This window comes from Rhodopseudomonas palustris (assembly GCF_003226555.1).
GTDB classification, from domain to species: Bacteria; Pseudomonadota; Alphaproteobacteria; order Rhizobiales; family Xanthobacteraceae; genus Rhodopseudomonas; species Rhodopseudomonas palustris_I.
Window position 1 is genome coordinate 128,100 of sequence record NZ_QKQS01000003.1, and the last position, 19,639, is coordinate 147,738.

At 65.2% G+C, this 19,639-nt stretch carries 14 protein-coding genes; 6 read left to right on the forward strand and 8 right to left on the reverse strand.

Translation table 11 applies throughout. From position 1 onward, the window contains the following. Nucleotides 1-147 precede the first annotated feature (147 nt). Nucleotides 148-729, reverse strand: a complete 582-nt coding sequence (locus tag DNX69_RS01640) for a beta-1-3, beta-1-6-glucan biosynthesis protein (RefSeq protein ID WP_110784353.1) — start codon at nucleotides 727-729, stop codon at nucleotides 148-150. A 327-nt stretch (nucleotides 730-1,056) separates the two neighbouring features. Here DNX69_RS01640 and DNX69_RS01645 point away from each other — a divergent pair, with 327 nt between their 5' ends. Continuing rightward, complete coding sequence (locus DNX69_RS01645; protein WP_234826817.1) at nucleotides 1,057-2,628, forward strand: beta-(1-6) glucans synthase; 1,572 nt, start codon at nucleotides 1,057-1,059, stop codon at nucleotides 2,626-2,628. Here the strand turns inward: DNX69_RS01645 and DNX69_RS01650 are convergent. Continuing rightward, the gene (locus DNX69_RS01650) at nucleotides 2,588-2,968 is read right to left on the reverse strand and encodes a hypothetical protein (protein WP_110784284.1); all 381 of its coding nucleotides are present in this window, start codon (nucleotides 2,966-2,968) and stop codon (nucleotides 2,588-2,590) included. The genes DNX69_RS01645 and DNX69_RS01650 overlap by 41 nt on opposite strands. A gap of 73 nt (nucleotides 2,969-3,041) precedes the next feature. Next, complete coding sequence (locus DNX69_RS01655; RefSeq protein ID WP_110784285.1) at nucleotides 3,042-4,418, reverse strand: SPOR domain-containing protein; 1,377 nt, start codon at nucleotides 4,416-4,418, stop codon at nucleotides 3,042-3,044. A 166-nt stretch (nucleotides 4,419-4,584) separates the two neighbouring features. On the opposite strand from DNX69_RS01655, the gene glmU reads away from it, so the two are divergent. The 3 genes from glmU (at nucleotide 4,585) to DNX69_RS01670 (ending at nucleotide 8,954) form a co-directional block, all read left to right on the forward strand. Then, nucleotides 4,585-5,943 (forward strand): bifunctional UDP-N-acetylglucosamine diphosphorylase/glucosamine-1-phosphate N-acetyltransferase GlmU, encoded by a 1,359-nt coding sequence (gene glmU / locus DNX69_RS01660; protein ID WP_110784286.1) that lies wholly within the window; start codon nucleotides 4,585-4,587, stop codon nucleotides 5,941-5,943. Between the two features lie 125 nt (nucleotides 5,944-6,068). Next, nucleotides 6,069-7,895: a glutamine--fructose-6-phosphate transaminase (isomerizing) gene (gene glmS, locus DNX69_RS01665; RefSeq protein WP_110784287.1), complete on the forward strand. Its 1,827-nt coding sequence runs from the start codon at nucleotides 6,069-6,071 to the stop codon at nucleotides 7,893-7,895. A 264-nt stretch (nucleotides 7,896-8,159) separates the two neighbouring features. Next, a complete protein-coding gene (locus DNX69_RS01670; protein WP_110784288.1) occupies nucleotides 8,160-8,954 on the forward strand; it encodes a DUF502 domain-containing protein in 795 nt (264 codons plus the stop codon). Between the two features lie 16 nt (nucleotides 8,955-8,970). Here DNX69_RS01670 and recG read toward each other — a convergent pair whose 3' ends face one another. Next, nucleotides 8,971-11,073 carry an ATP-dependent DNA helicase RecG gene (gene recG / locus DNX69_RS01675; protein WP_110784289.1) on the reverse strand — a complete coding sequence of 701 codons (2,103 nt, stop codon included), beginning with the start codon at nucleotides 11,071-11,073 and terminating at the stop codon, nucleotides 8,971-8,973. 153 nt (nucleotides 11,074-11,226) lie between these two features. Between recG and DNX69_RS01680 the strand changes: the two genes are divergently transcribed. After that, nucleotides 11,227-11,517 (forward strand): succinate dehydrogenase assembly factor 2, encoded by a 291-nt coding sequence (locus DNX69_RS01680; RefSeq protein WP_110784290.1) that lies wholly within the window; start codon nucleotides 11,227-11,229, stop codon nucleotides 11,515-11,517. Next, the gene (gene mfd / locus DNX69_RS01685; RefSeq protein ID WP_110784291.1) at nucleotides 11,514-15,032 is read left to right on the forward strand and encodes a transcription-repair coupling factor; all 3,519 of its coding nucleotides are present in this window, start codon (nucleotides 11,514-11,516) and stop codon (nucleotides 15,030-15,032) included. The genes DNX69_RS01680 and mfd overlap by 4 nt, the downstream gene beginning before the upstream one ends. A 9-nt stretch (nucleotides 15,033-15,041) precedes the next feature. Here the strand turns inward: mfd and DNX69_RS01690 are convergent, their stop codons facing one another. The 4 genes from DNX69_RS01690 to DNX69_RS01705 form a co-directional block, all read right to left on the reverse strand. After that, nucleotides 15,042-15,923: an HAD family hydrolase gene (locus DNX69_RS01690; protein WP_110784292.1), complete on the reverse strand. Its 882-nt coding sequence runs from the start codon at nucleotides 15,921-15,923 to the stop codon at nucleotides 15,042-15,044. Further along, a complete protein-coding gene (locus DNX69_RS01695) occupies nucleotides 15,924-16,586 on the reverse strand; it encodes a hypothetical protein (protein ID WP_133255960.1) in 663 nt (220 codons plus the stop codon). 235 nt (nucleotides 16,587-16,821) lie between these two features. After that, nucleotides 16,822-18,054, reverse strand: a complete 1,233-nt coding sequence (locus DNX69_RS01700) for a GGDEF domain-containing protein (protein WP_110784294.1) — start codon at nucleotides 18,052-18,054, stop codon at nucleotides 16,822-16,824. A 49-nt stretch (nucleotides 18,055-18,103) separates the two neighbouring features. Continuing rightward, on the reverse strand, nucleotides 18,104-19,639 hold the full coding sequence (locus DNX69_RS01705; RefSeq protein ID WP_110784295.1) for a class I adenylate-forming enzyme family protein: 1,536 nt from the start codon (nucleotides 19,637-19,639) through the stop codon (nucleotides 18,104-18,106).

Here is a 19,639-nt window from a genome sequence, read left to right on the forward strand (position 1 = left end):
ACCCGTCCCCGAGGTCTGTCCACAGCATCGGCGCATCACAGTAGCAATGCGTCCCGGGTTCAAGCAACTCGACTGCCCCCATGGCGAATTGAGGGCGTCCGGCTGGCGAACCCGAGAAGATCCCGATCGTTCCCCGGTACCGCGCCGTTATTTCGCTGGCGCGGGAGCCGGCGCTGCCGGTTGCTGGGCTGATCCCTGCGCCGGCTTTGCGGCCGGGCCGGGCTGCGTCGCGGCGGCTGCAGCGGGTTGTTGCTGAGCCGTCGGATTGATCCAGCATGCGTGCACACGTCCACTGAGGCTGTCGGGTGATTTCGGGTCAATGGGACCCGATCGCACGACGCATCTGAACGCGGCCTGAATGTGGCCGGTCGGGCAGCCGAACCGGTCGTACATATCGAGGTGGCGGAACGCGGTGTCGAGGTCGTCACGCCACATCAGCACCACGACGCGTCGGCCGAGCCACACGCATTCGGGATTCCCTGCCGGTCCGTTGATGGCCTGTGCGGCCTCGGCGAACTCGTCGGTCTTTCTCTGGCTTTCCTTGAGCGCGTCGGCCGTCGACTGGGCCTGCTGATTGTTACCGGCCGCCGGTGGCTTCTGCGTCTGATCCTGCGCGCGGAGATCGCCGCTCTGAGCAATTGCGCCGCCGACGCCGATCGTCAGGGCAAGACCGCTCACCGCCAGGCAACGCAGCATCGCGTTCTGGAACTCAAGGATAACTCGTCGCATCATGTCCCCGATCTCGTTGCCGGGCCACAGCGGCGCCGGTCCCATCCACCTGATGCCGCTCGAATTCGTCGCCGATAGGGCGTGGCCCTCGGCAGAATCCCATGACGGACATTTTGGATTTTGTCCAGCAATGGCAGTTCGTCTCCGGGGGCATGGCGACCAATTGATGCCCCGACCACGTTCGCGCAGCGACGCTAGGGAGCGGGCGGTGCACAACGCGGCCTTGGCAGATCGATCGCGAGCGGCTAATCGACGGGACCCTATTTTCAACGGACGGAATCCAAATCCTTGCGCACGCCGCTGCTGTTGATCCCGATCTCGTTGGCCATGATCTTCGGTGTATGGTGGTGGATCGCCACACCGATCACGCTCGAACGCGCGCCGATCGAAGCCGGGTCGAAACTGGAATGCGTGTCCTACGCGCCGTTCCGCGGCACGCAGACGCCGCTCGACCCGACCACCCATATCGACGCCGAGCAGATTGCGCAGGACATGGCGCAACTCGCCAAGATTTCGAACTGCGTCCGGACCTATTCGATCGATAACGGCCTCGACCAGCTCCCGCCGCTCGCCGCCAAGGTCGGGCTGAAGGTGCTTCAGGGAATCTGGCTGTCCAACGATCGCTCGAAGAACCTGGCGCAGATTGCCACCGCGGTTGGCCTTACCAAGGCCTATCCGGACACGATCACCGGTTTGGTGGTCGGCAATGAAGTGCTGCTGCGCGGCGAGATGACGACGGCGGATCTGGCTGCGACGATCCGGCTGGTGAAGGCACAAGCCAAAGTGCCGGTCACCTATGCGGACGTCTGGGAATACTGGCTGCGGAATCGCGAGATCTACGACGCAGTCGATTTCGTCACGATTCACATTCTGCCGTACTGGGAGGATATCCCCGTCCGCGCCCGCTACGCCGCGAACCACGTCGATGCGATCCGCAAGCAGGTCGCGGTGGCGTTCCCCGGCAAGGAGATCCTGATCGGCGAGACCGGTTGGCCGAGTGCCGGACGGATGCGCGAAGGCGCGCTGCCGTCGCGCACCAACCAGGCCCGGGTCGTGTCGGAGATCCTGACCCTGGCCAAGCGGGAGCATTTCCGGGTCAATCTGATCGAAGCCTACGATCAACCGTGGAAGCGCAACCTCGAAGGCACGGTCGGCGGTTATTGGGGCCTGATCGACGCCGACAGCCGCGCGTTGAAGTACCCGGCCGGCGAGCCGATCAGCAACTTCCCGCACTGGAAGATCGCCGCTGCTGCCGGAATGGCGCTAAGCATCGTGGTGTTCCTGACGGCGATTCTGACCTTGCGCAGGCGGCCCTGGTCGCCGCGTCTGGTGGCGTGGCTGGCGGTCGGGACCTCGGCCACGGTGGCAGGCATCCTGCTCGGTGTGGCCGTCGACAAGCTGTTGGTCGAGAGCTACGGCGTCGGGCGCTGGGCGCAATGGAGCCTGCTGCTCGCAAGCGGCATTTTGACGCCGATCCTCGCCGCCCACGCATTGATGTCGGGGCGTCCGATCCCGACCTTCCTCGATCTGTTCGGGCCGCGGGAGGACCGTTCGCGGTCGCTGGCAACCTGGGCGCTCGGCCTGGCGGCGGTGGTGACCGTGCTGATCAGCGCGGAGACCGCGCTCGGCTTCACCTTCGATCCGCGCTATCGCGATTTCCCATTCGCGGCGCTGACGATGGCGGTGGTGCCGTTGTTCCTGCTGATGCTGGTGAACCGTCCGCAGCAGGGAGCCCGGCCGATCGCCGAAGCGTCGTTTGCCGGGCTGCTCGTTGCCTGCACGCTCTACACCGTGTTCAACGAGGGACCGAAGAACTGGCAGTCGCTGTGGACCTGCGCGGTCTATGCGATGCTGGCGCTCACGCTGTGGCGGGCGCGGGTCGCGCAAATCCCAAAATAAGCAGCCCGATCGCGATACCCGACAGCGCGATATTGTAGAGAACAATGCCGAAGCCGGCGCAGATCAGCCCGCCGGTCAGCAGCACGATCGACGGCCTGATGAAATGCAGCGCCGCGATCACCAGCGCGGCGATGCCGAACACCGAGTTCTGGAACAGATACGTCATCAGCATCCGGGACTTGCACAGCATCGACCGCAGGCCGGCGTCGCAGGCCAGCGCAACCGTCGACAGCTCGATCGCGAGATAGCGCAAGTACAGGGCATACCCGACCGTGGCAAAGCCGACGATCAGCAGGAATTGCACCTGATACGGGGTGAGGCGGAACGGCTTCTTCTTCATGGCGTGAATATGCTGCGCTTCGGGAGGGCGAACAAGCTGATGCGGCGGCCGTGAATGCTGACCGCTCCGGCTTTTAGCGGATGCCGAGGATCGATGACAGGGGGGATGGCTGTGGCGGCGGCGGTGTCTCCTGCGGCGGCGCCGGAGCGGGCGGCGGTTCCGACTGCAATGTGACGCGCTCCCGGTGCCGGCGCGTCGAACGCTTGGGGGCCGGCTGAGGTGCGCTGGCCGGTGCGGCCATCGGCAGCCTTTGGCCATCGTACACCGAGGTTTCGCAGGCCCGGTCCGCACTGCCGAGTGCCGCGCAGACTTTTGCGGCCGCGGCGGCATCGGCGATCGGGCCCGCGACCAGCCGCAACTGGGTGGCGTTGCCATTTTCCTTGATCATGATGATCGGCTGCAGGCCGTTGAGCGCCTTGTGGGTCTTCGACAGCTTGCGCCACAGACCACGCAACCCCTCGACCGTGTTGGCCGAACCGAGGTCGACGCCGAACTCGGTACGGGAGGCCGGGGTTTCCTGGACCGCTTCAGGGGCAGGGGCGGTTTCCTCGGTTGCCGGCGCCTTGGTCTCCAGCAGCTTTGCAGCGCCGGGATCGGGCGGTGCCAGAATCGATCGTGACGGGATCAGCGGCGTCGTCGAGATCATCGCAGCCGCCGTCTGTGCCGAGGGACGCTGCGGCGGTGCGGGCTCCAGCCGGTGCCTATCGGGCCGAGAGTTCTCTTGAGAGTCTTGGGCTACGTGCTTGTCGTCAGGTTCCTTTTTCGCGTCCTGTGGTGCCGCGAGCAACGCTTGAGCCGCATTCGGAATCGACGCCTGCTTGGCGGAGACAGGCGCGACCGCGACTGGCGACAGCTGCGCGGAGGCCGCAGCAGCAGGTGGTTCGATTGCTCCCCATTTCTTGGCAGGAGAGGCAGCGACGTCCGGCTTGGTCTCGGCCGGTGCTCCGGCCGGTGGGGCGGGCGCCGTCTGCTTGGCGGGGATCTCGGGCAAGGATGCGGCAGGTCCCCACCGATCCATCGGACTGGCGGTCGTGGCTGCTGGCGGATTACCTTTCGCGGTCTGCACATGTGCGATCGAGCCGGTGACCGAATCCAGACCCTGCTCGAGAGTTCCGATCCGCGCGTAAAGCCGGTCTCGGTCGGTGTTCAGCGTATCGATGGCTGCCGTCAGCCGGCTGTTCGCCGTCTGGGTCTCCTTGGCGAGGCGCTGAATCATCTGCGACTGCTGGGCGACCTCCGCTGCTGCGGTGTGCTCGCGGCGCCTGTCGGTGACGTTCTGGACTGCCATGACGGCGATCACGACCGCGCCGAGCGAGGCTGCTGCCCACGAGCCGAGCCGCCACTTTTCCTGAGCGCCAAGCTCTTCCTCGTCCGCGAGCAGGCGCGTCAGCCAACCGCCGGTCTCCTCGGTCGCGAAGCTGTCTGCCAGATCGTCGGTTTTTCTGGCCATCGGATGGTCTCAAAGCCTTGGGCGCGCAACGCGAATCAGATCACCAACAGTATCAGGGAATTGCAGTTTTCAGGTGGGCCGCGATGGTTGCGGTGCCGGGAAAGCCGTTTCCACTTCGCCGCAAAACGCTCTATGACGGCCGCACCAGCAAATGACGGATCTTGGAATGACTGCCAGAACCAGCCTGACGATCGTACTTGCAGCGGGTGAGGGGACGCGGATGCGATCTTCGCTGCCGAAGGTGCTGAACCCGGTCGCCGGCCGTTCGCTGCTCGCCCATGTGCTGAGCGCGGCGCCGCACGGGGGGCAAGATCGGCTGGCGGTGGTGATCGGTCCTGATCATCAGGCGGTTGGCGACGAAGCCAAGCGGGTACGGGCCGACGCTGCGATCTACATTCAGGCGGAGCGGCTCGGCACCGCGCATGCGGTGCTGGCGGCGCGTGAAGCGATCGCCCAAGGCGCCGACGATCTGCTGATCGCGTTCGGCGACACCCCGCTGATCTCGGCGGAGACGTTCGCCCGGCTGCGCGAGCCACTGCGCAGCGGCTCGTCGCTGGTGGTGCTCGGTTTCCGCGCCGCCGATCCGACTGGCTACGGACGGCTGGTGGTCGAGGACGGTAAGCTAACGGCGATCCGTGAGCAGGCAGACGCCAGCGCAGACGAACTGAAGATCAAGCTTTGCAATGCCGGCGTGATGGCGATCGACGGCAAGATCGCGCTTCAGGTGCTCGACAAGATCGGCAACGCCAATGCCAAGGGCGAATACTATCTCACCGATGCGGTCGGGATCGTTCGCGAGCTCGGCTTGGGCGCCAGCGTGATCGAGACCGGCGAGGACGAGGTCCGCGGCATCAATACCAAGGCGCAGCTCGCCGAAGCCGAGACCGTGATGCAGACGCGGTTGCGTCAGGCGGCGATGGCATCGGGCGTGACGTTGATCGCACCGGAGACCGTCTACCTCGCTGCCGATACCAAGTTCGGCAAGGACGTGGTGATCGAACCGTTCGTGGTGATCGGCCCCGGTGTCTCGATCGGCGATGGCGCGGTGATCCATTCATTCTCGCACCTTGCCGAGGCGAAGATCGGCTCGAAGGCGCAGGTCGGCCCGTATGCGCGTCTGCGGCCGGGCACATCGCTCGGCGATGGCGCCAAGATCGGCAATTTCGTCGAGACCAAAGCCGCACTGATCGACGCCGGCGCCAAGGTCAATCACCTGACCTATATCGGTGACGCCCATATCGGCGCGGCCGCGAATATCGGCGCCGGCACGATCACCTGCAATTACGACGGCTTCGACAAGCACAAGACCGAGATCGGGGCGGGCGCGTTCATCGGGTCGAATTCGTCGCTGGTCGCGCCGGTGAAGATCGGCGCCGGCGCCTATGTCGGCTCGGGTTCGGTGATCACCAAGGACGTGCCGGATGACGCGCTAGCGGTCGAGCGCAATGATCAGCGGCTCAAGGACGGCTGGGCCAAGCGCTTCCGGGACGCCAAGTCGCGCCATCGCAAGCCGAAGGCGCATTGACGCGGCCGGTTTGGTTTAACCTTGTCTCAAATCGCAATAATTGTTGACTACCAAGGCTTTCGCATAAGCCGCTAGAAGTCTGTAGCGTCGGCAGGTGGTCCGGCGAGTGGGGATCATCGAACCGCATGTGCGGCATCATCGGAATTTTGGGACGTGGACCGGTTGCCGAGCAACTGGTCGATTCGCTGAAGCGGCTCGAGTACCGCGGCTATGATTCAGCCGGCGTGGCAACGCTGGAAGGCGGTGAGCTGGTACGCCGCCGTGCCGAAGGCAAATTGAAGAACCTCGAGGCAGTGCTGAAGCGGCAACCGCTCGCCGGCCACGTCGGGATCGGCCACACTCGGTGGGCGACCCATGGCAAGCCGAACGAGGCCAATGCGCATCCGCACGCGGCGTCCGGCGTCGCGGTCGTGCACAACGGCATCATCGAGAATTTCCGCGAATTGCGCGATGAGCTCGAGGGTGGAGGTGCCACCTTCGCCAGCGAAACCGATACCGAAGTCGTAGCGCATCTGGTCAATTCGTTCCTGACCAAGGGCCTGTCGCCGGCGGATGCGGTGAAGGCGGCGCTGCCGCGGTTGCGCGGCGCGTTCGCGCTGGCGTTCGTGTTCAAGGGCCACGACGATCTGATGATCGGGGCCCGCAAGGGCTCGCCGCTGGCGATCGGCTATGGCGACGGCGAGATGTATCTCGGCTCGGATGCGATCGCGCTGGCGCCGCTCACCGACGACATCAGCTATCTCGACGACGGTGACTGGGTGGTACTGACCCACACCAGCGCCGAAGTCCGCGATACCAAGGGTGACGTCGTCAAGCGCGACGTGATGAAGTCGGGCGCGTCGTCGTTCGTGGTCGACAAGGCGAACTATCGCCACTTCATGGCCAAGGAGATTCACGAGCAGCCGGAAGTCGTCGGCCACACGCTGGCGCGCTATCTCGACATGGCGAGCGAGCGGATTGCGTTGCCGATGAAGCTGCCGTTCGACTTCAAGAACGTCCAGCAGCTCTCGATCACAGCCTGCGGGACCGCGAACTACGCCGGTTACGTTGCCAAATACTGGTTCGAACGCTTCGCGCGGCTGCCGGTCGAGATCGATATTGCCTCGGAATTCCGCTATCGCGAGGCGCCGCTGCGCAGCGGCGATCTGGCGATCTTCATCTCGCAATCGGGCGAGACCGCCGACACGCTGGCGGCTCTGCGCTACGCCAAGGAGCAGGGGCTGCACACGCTGTCAGTGGTCAACGTGCCGACCTCGACGATCGCTCGCGAAAGCGAGGTGGTGATGCCGACCTTGGCCGGTCCCGAGATCGGGGTCGCTTCGACCAAGGCATTCACCTGTCAGCTCACGGCGCTGGCGGCGCTGGCGATTGCGGCTGGGCGCGCGCGCGGCACCCTGACCGATGCCGACGAGGCCAAGCTGGTGCATGGCCTGATCGAGCTGCCGCGGCTGATGGCGGCGGCGCTGACGCACGAACCGCAGATCGAGCGGCTGGCGCGCGATATCGCCAAGGCGCAGGACGTGCTTTATCTCGGCCGCGGGACGTCGTACCCGCTGGCTCTCGAAGGCGCGCTCAAGCTGAAGGAAATCTCCTACATCCATGCCGAGGGCTACGCAGCCGGCGAGCTCAAGCACGGCCCGATCGCGCTGATCGACGAGAAGATGCCGGTGGTGGTGATCGCGCCCTATGACAGGGTGTTCGAGAAGACCGTCTCCAATATGCAGGAAGTGGCGGCCCGCGGCGGCCGGATCATCCTGATGACCGACGCCAAGGGTGCGGAGGAGGCCACCGTCGATTCGATGGTGACGATCGTGATGCCGGACATGGCGGCGGCCTTCACCCCGATGATCTATGCCATCCCGGTGCAATTGCTGGCGTATCACACGGCCGTCGTGATGGGCACCGACGTCGACCAGCCGCGCAATCTGGCGAAGTCGGTGACAGTGGAATAGGGCGTTCGCGCCAGCGGGCGCGTCTTCGGCCACGCGGGTGGCGGGCGGCATCCGGCAAGATGTCGCGCCGCGCGGTCTGTCGACAATGGCCGGTTGTTGGCGGCGGGCAGAGCCATTATATCTGCGGCGTTGGCGGAACGCCGAAGTGCCGTGATCGAGCCTGGCCGGGTCGGATCGATCGCTTATCCCCAGGGCGGACTGCTAAAAAGAAACTCGCGTCGGGGCCTTCGGCCGCGACATCCGTAGCACCGACCTGGACTGCAGATGACCGACCAGCTTCCGACCCCAACCGGTGATCTCCCGCCGGACCCGCCGCGCGGCGTGATGGGGCGTCTCCGTAATTACTTCCTGACCGGCCTGATCGTTGCCGGCCCGGTCGCCATCACCTTCTATCTGACGTGGTGGTTCGTGAACTGGGTCGACGGTTTCGTGCGCCCGCTGGTTCCACCGGATTACCGCCCGGAGACCTATCTGCCGTTCGCGGTGCCCGGCTCCGGTCTGGTCGTCGCGTTCGTTGCCTTGACCTTGCTCGGCTTCCTCACCGCCAACCTGATCGGCCGCAGTTTGGTCGATCTCGGCGAGCGGCTGCTCGGGCGGATGCCGGTGGTGCGCGCGATCTATCGCGGCCTGAAGCAGGTGTTCGAGACGCTGTTCTCGGGCAACGGCAACAGCCTGCGTAAGGTTGGCCTGGTCGAGTTCCCGTCGCCGGGCATGTGGTCGATCGTGCTGATTTCGCTGCCGCCGAACCAGGAAGTGGCGGTCAAGATTCCGAGCCAGGACGAGCACATCTCGGTGTTCCTGCCGTGCGCGCCGAATCCGACGACCGGCTTCTTCTTCTACGTGCCGCGGAACAAGGTCATCCCGGTCGACATGAGCGCCGAGGAGGCCGCGACGCTGATCATGTCGGCGGGCGTGGTGCAGCCCGGCTCCGATCCGCAGAAGAAGATCGCTGCGCTGGCCGCGACCGCGCTGGCCGCCAAGAAGGCCCGCGAGCCCGGCGAGCCGGAATCGGCCTTCTCGCGCCGCCGCGTCACCAAGGCTCCCGATAAGGTCGATTGAACCGCCGGGCGCGGCGTCATCCCGCGCCGAGCAGCGGGATAGCTTCGTCGCGTTCGTAGAGATACAGCAGGCAGCGCAGCGCTTCGCCGGAGGGGCCTTCGAGCTTCGGATTGTCCTTGAGGATCTGGAGCGCTTCGTCGCGCGCCTGGGTGATGAGCTGGGCGTGAACTTCGGAGCGCGCGATCCGGTAGCCGGGCAGGCCGCTCTGCCGGGTGCCGAGCACGTCGCCTTCGCCGCGCAGTTTCAGGTCTTCCTCGGCGATCCGGAAACCGTCGGTGGTGTCGCGGATCACGCGCAAGCGTGCGGCCGACAGCTCGCCCAGCGGCTCGCGATACAGCAGCAAGCACGTCGACGCTTCGCTGCCGCGGCCGACCCGACCGCGCAGCTGATGAAGTTGCGCCAGGCCGAACCGCTCGGCGTTCTCGATCACCATGATGCTGGCTTCGGGCACGTCGACGCCGACCTCGACCACCGTGGTGGCGACCAAGACGCTGATCTCGCCGCGTGCGAACTGGCCCATGACGTGATCCTTGTCGCTGCCGCGCATCCGGCCGTGCACCAGGCCGACCTGATGGTCGCCGAAGCGTTGCCGGAGCGACTCGAAGCGTTGTTCGGCATCGGTAAGTTTGACGTTCTCGGATTCCTCGACCAGCGGGCAGATCCAGTACACCCGCTTGCCGGCGGCGATCGCCCGGCCGATGCCGTCGATCACTTCCGGCAGACGCGTGTCGGACAGCGTGCGGGTGTCGATCGGCTGGCGGCCGGCGGGCTTTTCGCGCAACTCGGAAACGTCCATGTCGCCGAAGTAAGTCAGCACCAGCGTGCGCGGGATCGGTGTTGCGCTGAGCACCAGAACGTCGACATCGGCGCCCTTGCTGGTCAGCGCCAATCGCTCGCGCACGCCGAAGCGGTGCTGTTCGTCGACCACCGCCAGCGCCAGCGATTTGTAGATCACGTCGTCCTGGATCAGCGCGTGGGTGCCGACCAGGAAATCGATCTCGCCGCTTTCGAGCCGCGTCAGAATCTCGCGACGCTCTTTGCCTTTCTCGCGGCCGGTCAGGATCGCGACCTGCATGCCGGCGCGTTCGGCCAGCGGCGCGATGGTCTTGATGTGCTGACGGGCGAGGATTTCGGTCGGCGCCATCAGCGCCGCCTGCTTGCCGGCCTCGGCGACGGCCGCGGCCGCAAGCAGCGCCACCACGGTCTTGCCGCTTCCGACGTCGCCCTGCAGCAGCCGCAGCATCCGCACCGGCTGCGTGAGATCCTCGGCGATGGCTGCGGCGGCCTGCTGCTGCGAGGCGGTCAGCGCATAGGGCAGTGCGTCGATGATCTTGTGGCGCAGCCGACCGTCGCCGGCGTTGCGGCTGCCGGCAGGGCGGCGAAGCTGCGCCCGCACCAGCGCCAGCGCGAGCTGTCCGGCGAGCAGTTCGTCATAGGCGAGCCGCGACCAATACGGCCCGTCCGGCAGAACGTCGGTCGGCTGATCCGGGATGTGGACGTGCTTCAGCGCTTCGGCGAACGAGGGAAACCGGCAGCGCCGCAGCACCTCGGGGCTGATCCATTCCGGCAGCGCCGGCAGTTTGGTCAGCGCCTGCGCCACCGCCCGGCGCAGCGAGCCGATCGCCAGTCCCTCGGTCAGCGGATAGACCGGATCGATCTGCGGCAGCTTGGCGAAGCCTTCCTCGTCGACGACGCGGTCGGGATGCACGATCTGCAGCGTGCCGTCGTAGAGCTGGCCGGTGCCCGAGACGTAGCGCTTGGCACCGACCGGCAGCAGCTTCTGCACATAGTCCGGCTTGGCGCGGAAGAACGTCAGCACCACGTCGCCGGTGTCGTCGCTGGCATAGACCAGATACGGCGCGCGCGAGCGGCCCGGCGGCGGCGCGCGGTGGCGGTCGACGGTGACCTCCAGCGTCACCACCGTGCCCGGCACAGCGTCGCGAATCTTCGGCCGGGCGCGGCGGTCGATCACGCTGGTCGGCAGATGCAGCAGCAGGTCGGCCAGCCGCGGAGTGTCGTCGCGGTCGAGCAGGTAGCGGAACAGCTTGTCCTGCTTCGGTCCAACGCCGGACAGGCTGGTGACCAGTGCGAACAGCGGATTGAGCAGTGCAGGGCGCATCGAACCAAGGCGGGTGGGATGGGCGGTCCCCGCAGGGTTGGCCGCATTTGCCGCCGATTGCAATGCATCCGTGCGGGCTGACAGCGGCGTTTGTGACGGCTATACCGGCCGCGCCCGGCACGTCCGGGCTTTCGGCGTTGAGGTGGATACGACATGACGGGAACGACACGGTCGAGCGGCGGGCTCGACGACCGCCGCAAGCGGCTTCTGTTCCGCTGCTGGCATCGCGGCACACGCGAGATGGATCTGATTCTCGGCCAATTCGCCGACGCCGAAATCGGCACGCTGTCGGAGGCCGAACTGGATGAGCTGGAACGGCTGATCGAGGTCAACGATCACGACCTCTACGCCGCAGTCGCCGGCGGCGACACGCTGCCGGCCGAGTTCAAGGGCGGGCTGTTCGAGCGGATCAAGACCTACGGCCATCAGGACGGCGCCGCATGAAGGCCCCGAGCAGGTCGCCCGCGGACCAGCTTGCCCCCGGCAAGGCGCTGACCTTCGCCAACGTCGCCGAGGGCGCCGAGGGGCTGATCGTCGCCGATCTGGCCCGCGCGGTCGCGGCCAAGCCGAAGGCGCCCGCGGTGAGTTTGGCGGTGATCTGCCGCGACGGCCCGCGGATGCAGCAGCTTGCGCGCAGCCTGGAGTTCTTCGCGCCCGACCTCGAGGTGCTGCAGTTCCCGGCCTGGGACTGCCAGCCCTACGATCGCGTCTCGCCGCACGCCGGCATTCTGGCGCAGCGCGTCACTACGCTGGCGAAGCTGTCGCGGCTGACCGGCAGCGACAAGCCGCTGATCGTGCTGACGACGGTCAACGCCGCCGTGCAGCGGGTGCCGGTGCGCGAGATCATCGCCGCGCAGGCGCTGTCGGTGGCGCCCGGCAACGTCGTGCCGATGGATTCGATCGTCGCCTGGCTCGAACACAACGGCTACAGCCGCGCCTCCACGGTGCGCGAAGCCGGCGAATACGCGGTGCGCGGCGGCATCCTCGATCTGTTTCCGGCCGGCCTCGACCAGCCGGTGCGGTTCGACTTTTTCGGTGACCAGCTCGAATCGATCCGCACCTTCGACGCCGAGACCCAGCGCACGCTGCACACCATGCGCGGCCTGGACCTGGTGCCGGTGTCGGAATTCCAGCTCGTCACCGAGACCATCCGCCGGTTCCGGATGGGCTATGTCGCCGCTTTCGGCGCGCCGCATCCGGACGACCAACTGTATACGGCCGTCAGCGAAGGCCGCCGTCATCCCGGCATGGAGCACTGGCTGCCGCTGTTCCAGGAGCGGATGGACACGCTGTTCGATTATCTGAAGGGAACGCCGGTCGCGATCGAGCCGCAGAGCGAGGACGCCGCGCGCGAACGCTTCAAGCAGATCGCCGATTACTACGACGCCCGCCGCGAAGCGATGGATCAACCCGGCTCCGGCGCGATCTACAAGCCGTTGCCGCCGGATCAGCTGTATCTCACCGACAGCGAATGGACCGCGCGGCTGGACGGCGTGCCGCTGGCGCGGCTGACGCCGTTCGCGCTGCCGGAAGACACCAGCAACGTCATCGACGCAGGCGCGCGCGCCGGCCGCAACTTTGCGCCGGAGCGGGCGGACGCCAACGTCAACGTGTTCGAGCAGCTTGTGGCGCACGTCTATGCGCTGCAGGCGGTGCGCAAGAAGGTGGTGATCGCGCTGTGGAGCGAAGGCTCGCGCGACCGCATGGCGAGCATGCTGAAGGACCACAAGCTGGTCGCGCTCACCAGCGTCAACTCCTGGCGTACCGTGCAGGCGACGCCGCGCAACGAGACCATGCTGGCGGTGGTCGGTCTGGAGTCCGGCTTCGAGACCGACGCGTTCGCGGTGATCACCGAGCAGGACGTGCTCGGCGACCGTTTGGTGCGCCAGCGCAAGGCCAGCAAGAAGCTCGACAACTTCATCTCCGAAGTCACCAGCCTGTCGACCGGCGACATCGTCGTACACGTCGAGCACGGTATCGGCCGCTTCGTCGGCCTGCAGACGCTCCAGGTCGGCGGCGCGCCGCACGACTGCGTCGAGCTTCATTATGCGAACGAAACCAAGCTGTTTCTGCCGGTCGAGAACATCGAGCTGCTGTCGCGTTACGGCTCGGACGGCACCACGGTCGAGCTCGACAAGCTCGGCGGCTCCGGCTGGCAGGCGCGCAAGGCCAAGCTGAAGAACCGCATCCGGCAGATCGCCGGCGAACTGATCAAGGTCGCGGCCGAACGGCATTTGCGCGAGGCGCCGAAGCTGCCGATCCAGCCGCAGCTTTACGACGAATTCTGTGCGCGCTTCCCCTACGACGAAACCGAGGATCAGCTCGCGGCGATCAACGCGGCGCTCGGCGATCTGGAAAAGGGCACGCCGATGGACCGCCTGGTCTGCGGCGACGTCGGTTTCGGCAAGACCGAGGTGGCGCTACGCGCTGCCTTCGCGGTGGCGCTCGACGGCAAGCAGGTGGCGGTCGTGGTGCCGACCACGCTACTCGCGCGGCAGCACGCCAAGACCTTCACCGAACGCTTCCGTGGCTTCCCGGTGCATGTCGGCCAAGCCTCGCGACTGGTCTCGACCAAGGAGCTGTCGCAGGTCAAGAAGGGCATCGCCGACGGCACGCTCGACATCGTCGTCGGCACTCACGCGCTGCTCGGCAAGTCGATCAAGTTCAAGGATCTCGGCCTCGTCATCGTCGACGAGGAGCAGCATTTCGGCGTCACCCACAAGGAGAAGCTGAAGCAGCTCCGCGCCGAGGTGCACGTCCTGACGCTGAGCGCGACGCCGATTCCGCGCACGCTGCAGCTCGCCATGACCGGCGTGCGCGATCTGTCGATCATCGCGTCGCCGCCGGTCGATCGCCTCGCGGTGCGGACCTTCGTGGCGCCGCACGATCCGTTGATGATCCGCGAGGCGCTGCTGCGCGAGCGCTATCGCGGCGGTCAGGCGTTCTACGTCGTGCCGCGGATCGACGATCTCGCCGAGGTGAAGGACTTCCTCGACAAGCACGTGCCGGAGATGAAGGTCGCGGTCGCGCACGGCCAGATGCCGCCGGCGGTGATCGAGGACATCATGTCGGCGTTCTACGACGGCAAGTTCGACATTCTCTTATCGACCACGATTGTCGAATCCGGTCTCGACATTCCCAATGCCAACACGCTGATCGTGCATCGCGCCGATATGTTCGGCCTGGCGCAATTGTATCAGCTCCGCGGCCGCGTCGGCCGGTCGAAGCTGCGCGCCTATGCGCTGTTCACGCTGCCGCAGCACAACATCACCGCGCAGGCGGAGCGCCGGCTGAAGGTGCTGCAATCGTTGGAAACGCTCGGCGCGGGCTTCCAGCTCGCCTCTCACGACCTCGACATCCGCGGCGCCGGCAATCTGCTCGGCGAAGAGCAGTCCGGCCACATCAAGGAAGTCGGCTTCGAGCTGTATCAGCAGATGCTGGAGGAGGCGATCACCAACCTCAAGGCCGGCATCGTCGACGAGCCGGTCGCCGACCGCTGGTCGCCGCAGATCACCATCGGCATGCCGGTGCTGATCCCGGAGGACTTCGTCGCCGATCTTGCGGTGCGGCTGTCGCTGTATCGCCGGCTCGCCGATCTCGACACCGACGAGGAGATCGAGAACTTCGCCGCCGAGCTGCGCGACCGGTTCGGCCCGCTTCCGGACGAGGTGCGCTATCTATTCAAGATCGCGGCGATCAAGGCGTATTGCCGAAGAGCCAATGTCGAGAAGGTCGATGCCGGTCCGAAGGGCGTGGTGATCACCTTCCGCGACAATGCGTTCGCGCAGCCGGACAAGCTGGTGTTCTTCATCAAGCGCCACGGCGACGCCGCCAAGGTGCGCCCCGACATGAAGGTGGTGTTCTTCCAGGTCTGGGAGACGCCGGAAGAGCGGCTGCTGGGGACGACCGATATCCTCAAACAGCTCGCGGACCTCGCCGAGAATCGCAAGGCGGCGTAGATGGCTTACCTAGCGCTGGAAAACAACTGTTTGCCGGTGTTCAGGGCCAGAGACAAAAGAGAGGATCTCGGCGATGCTATGCTCGCAAATGTAGTCTGGGGCAACGTCCTTTGCTGCATTGGAGTAGGACTTCTCTCGTGCGATGTCGCCAGACGTCCAATGTGAAATGCGAATTAGCTTTGCGTAGGTTTCTGGGTCGACCTGTGCGCCGTACTTCGCCCAGATGGCAAGACATCCCGCACGTTTTGCCATTAGAACGTCCTTTGCGAGACTGTCGCCGACATAAGCAATTCTGGAAATTGGCACCCGTTCTTGTTTGGCGATGTCCAGAATAACTTGTGGATCTGGCTTTGCTTCGTGTGCCGGGAGTTCTCTAACTTTCTCTATCAATTGGACGTCAAGATTGTCCGATTGCTGTGTGGAAGTGGGGCTACGTTCTCTGCAGTAAATCCTGACGAAGCTGTCTGTTAGTTTCATTCGTTCTACGCGGCCAAGGGTTGAATAGTACTTGCTGTCAGTAAAAGCGATCAGCTTTGCGCCTTGAGCCCTCAATTCATCCAATGTCTCCATTGTATTGGGAAACAAGGATAGATTTCGCTTCCTCACCTTGTTGAACGCATGAAACGCAGGGTCGAGTATTTCTTTTGCCTGCGTATAGCCCTTCTTTGCGATTAGTCTTTGGGCCATCTGGGTTTCCAAAAGACTGAATGGATGTTCGACGTCGTGGTGAGTTCTATGGACTTTTTGTAGCTCGTCGAGCAGTGCGTCGCGATTGGCACCAAGCAGTCTGCAGGCGACATCAACCATCTCATAAAACGCCGGTATGAATGTGGAGTACCAGTCATACAGAGTGTTGTCGAGATCGAAGACGATGAGGTCGACTTGCTTCACCTATGCTACCTTCAGAAAGTTGCTAGCAATGAAGATTGCGATAGCTGAAAAGAGAAGGAAGCGCTGTATCAGTTCGTAAAATCCGGTCAATTTATCCGCAGCACTTTGCTTGTTGTTCCCGAGGTATTTGTAGGAGCGGTCGGATTGCTTTTCGACTGCGGCATCGCTGTGTCGACTGAAGTGCGAGATGGATTGCGTCATACCCATTTGCAGCCCAACAAGCGGCCGTATGTGACGTTCCTCTAGATCCTCGCCAAAGGTGACTGCGCCACGGAGCATTTGATGGTAAACGCCGAGGTCTAGCTGTCTTACTGCGCGCACTGCGGCGTAAGCGGCGAAAATAATCGCGAGCGACACGTGCAAGATGACAGAGTGGCCTGCAACGTCGATGGCGTACGCGTAGACGGGTGGGGGCGATGCTGATTGTTCAGTGCCGCCCGTTGGCGATCGAATGAAAAGGTACAACGCTGCGCCAAGGCTAGCTGCCACGAACGTCAGGCCTAGCTGTCGGGATTTGACGCACATGTCGTTGAAGTGTTTCTGGGTGTCGACGGCCTGTTTCCAAATATCGACAAGCAGCTTTTCTTTGTTGCTCGAATCTGCATCGTCGGATTCTTGCTTTTTGAACATTGCGTCTTCACTTTCATCAAAATCGGCAATCAAGGAGTGACGTAATCCTGAGGTGACCAGAAAAGGTGCCGCTGTTGTCGGCTGTGTGGGGCTGATCTCGTTTGGGGCCTGACGAACAATTTTATCGCAAAGGAGGCGCTTGGAGAAGCGCGGGAGCTACCTACGACTGGCCCAAAGCGGGTGATGTCGTACAGTCGTGCTTTTGGTTGCCCTGCGCTTCGCTGCTGCGATGGAGCTTGACTCAGTGGTCAAGCATAGCCGAGGCATCTCATGACGCCGCGCGGCGGCGGTCCTGCTGAACGACACGCGTCAGGATCGCGCGGGCGGATTCGTCCGGCAGCAGGGTAGCGACGCTGACGTCGGGATCGATCCGTGCCTCGCGCCGGGCGCTGTGGGCGGTCTGTCTGATCACACTGCTGAGGCGTCGCGCGATCGCCTGGGCGTTACGCAGGTCGGTCGCGGCGAACACCACCAGCAGCGAGCCGTCGGTCTGCAGCGTGCCGAAATCCATTTTGCGCATCAGCCGGCTGATGATCCGTGCGGCATCATTCACCGCCCTTCGGTCGGCGCGGTGCAGGACGAAGCGCGCGACTGACAGCCCTTCGCCGCGCGTCTGTGCCTGATAGACGGCGGTCGCGAAATCGCGTTCGAACGCGGCTTCGGTAAGAAGCCCGGTGCGGGGGTCGAGCAGGCCGCCGGCGTCGAGCGAGGCCAATGTGCGAGCGAGCTGAGCTTCGAATGCGCGCTGGCGCACCAGCGGCAATGCTGCACCAACGATCCGTGCCGCATCGCCATCGACAAATTCGAGATTGGGCAGCTCGAAGCTCCCATGTGGCGCCGGTATGCCGACCACGATCGGCAGATTCCGGAAACGGGTGTCTTCCGACAGCACGGTGAGAAAGGCATCGACCACCCGCGGGCTGAAGCCTTCGGCCAGCACGATGCCGTCGAGATCGCGGACGTTGAGATGCTTGGCGGCGGCCTCGATCGACAGCGCGCCGACCACGCCGACGCGTTCGCCGAGCGCGACCGAGAGAGACGGATAGACGGCGCCGCGGCCGATCAGCAGCACGGTGGCGTCCTGCAGCGGATCGTTGCCGGACTGATCGGCGAGGTCGCCTGGGTCGCTCAGGCGTCGCATCGCCGTGGCGTGCAGCGTCCGCACCCGCAGCGCGGCGCGCAGCCGGGGCGCAAGATGGATCAGGTCGCGTTGATCGGCGCTGAACGGCATGACGTTTTCGGGCAGGCCGCCATCGGTCCCAATCGCGATCAACGGCACGTAAGGTTGCAGCGGAGCGATCCGGCGGGCGAGGGTCTCGAGGGCCGCCACTGGCATGCCGCTATCGACGACCACGGCCGACGGCCGCAGCCGGCCAATCGCGTCACCAGCCTCCGGCCACGACGAGGCCAGCACTGCGCTCAGTCCGGCGTCCGTCAGTGCTGCGAGGGTCGGTGAGCTTTCATCGTCGGTTACGACGAGGACAGGCGCGTGGTACGACATTCCAAGAACGGCTCCCGCGGTCGAGGCGGGAAACCGTAAACGAACGCTGTTAATGCGGCGTCAACGTCGATGCGCGATTTTCTTCGACCTTCGGAGCGTCGCGGAAGGCTTCGACCATCAAAGGGTTTAGGCCGAGTTCTGCAAGTGCTTCACGAGCTCTGGAATTGTCCTGAGCACGGCCCGCGAGCCGATACCCGCTGAGGCGATCCGGCAGCGCTGTGAGCAGCGCGCCCTGGCCGAGCCGCTTTGCCCATTCCTGCAGGTCCTGAGCCAGGAAGCGATAGCCGCCCACCGACATCACGCCGGCTGGCGGCGCGGTGATGCAGACTGCACCGGTCGCGCGATCGAGCCGGGCCGCGTAGCCGGTGTCGACGAAGTCCGGCGGCGGCGCCATCGGGATGGAGCTGTTGAGCGGTGGCAGCGGCGCATAGGCCGCCAGCGTCACCATCGGGCCGCGCAGTCCAAGCGTGCCCTTGGGCGTGATCAGGAGTTCGCCCGCGGTCGTGCCGCCGGCGCTGTTGCGGGGCGCCGTGTGCGGACCCGGCATGATCGCCGCGGGGGTGCCGTCTGCCGCTCGCTGAGCGCCGAACAGTCCGGCTTCCCCGAACAGATAGAGGTCGGTGAACTTCGCCGGCGTGCCGATCCAGTTCGGACTGGAGGCGACCTGCTCGGGCGCCCGCCATAGCCCCACCACGCTCCGCAGCGATGGAGCCTCTGCCGACAGGCCGGCCTCGCCAAGCCGAAGCGCCAGCGGCGCCGGCGCCACCAGCGCCTGGCAGCCGAGATCGACCACCTGCCGTTCCAAGACTGCGTCGTCGAACGGGTGATGCAGCGCCAGCGTGCCGCCGCTCAGCAGCCACGTCACCATCGACGAGGCCAGCCCGGCGAACGAAGCCGGCGTCTGCGCCGACAGCAGCATTGCGCCCTGCGGGATCGCGCTTTCCAGGAAGACAGCCAGGCCGCCGGCGATCAGGTGCAGATGACTGCGCGGTATCGCGCGGACGCCATCGCCGGTGGTGTCGAACGTGATCACGGCCGCGCGCCGGGCTTCCTGCAGCCCGGGAGCCGGCGGCAACGCGGTCGAATCGGCCATTGCCATGTCGAGCGAGGCCATGCCCTCGGGCAGGTCGTCGCCGAAGCCGCAGACATGGCGGATCGAGAACGCTTCCGCCGCGGCGTTCATCGCGAGGTCGGAATGGCTGACGCCATCGATCCAGCGCGTCGACACGATGGCCCGCGCGCCGGTGCGGTTGAGCGCGGCGGTGAGGTCGGCATGGCGCCAGAGCTGCGGCAGCAGCGCAACCACGAGGCCGGCGCGATGCGCCGCCAGCACCGTCAGCGGAAACTCGATGGTGTTCGGCAGTTGCACCGCAATCACCGAATTGCTCGGCAGTCCGGCGGTGACGAAATGCGCGGAGAGCGCCGAGATGGCGCGGTCGGCCTCGGCATAGGTCAGGCGGCGCGGCGGCTGGCCGGTGATGCGCTGCTTGTCCGGCGGGTCGATCAGCGCGATCGCATCGGGCTGGCGCGCCAGGGTGCGGCGAAACAGTCCGTCGAGCGTCGGCGAGGTGTTGGGCTGGCTCAC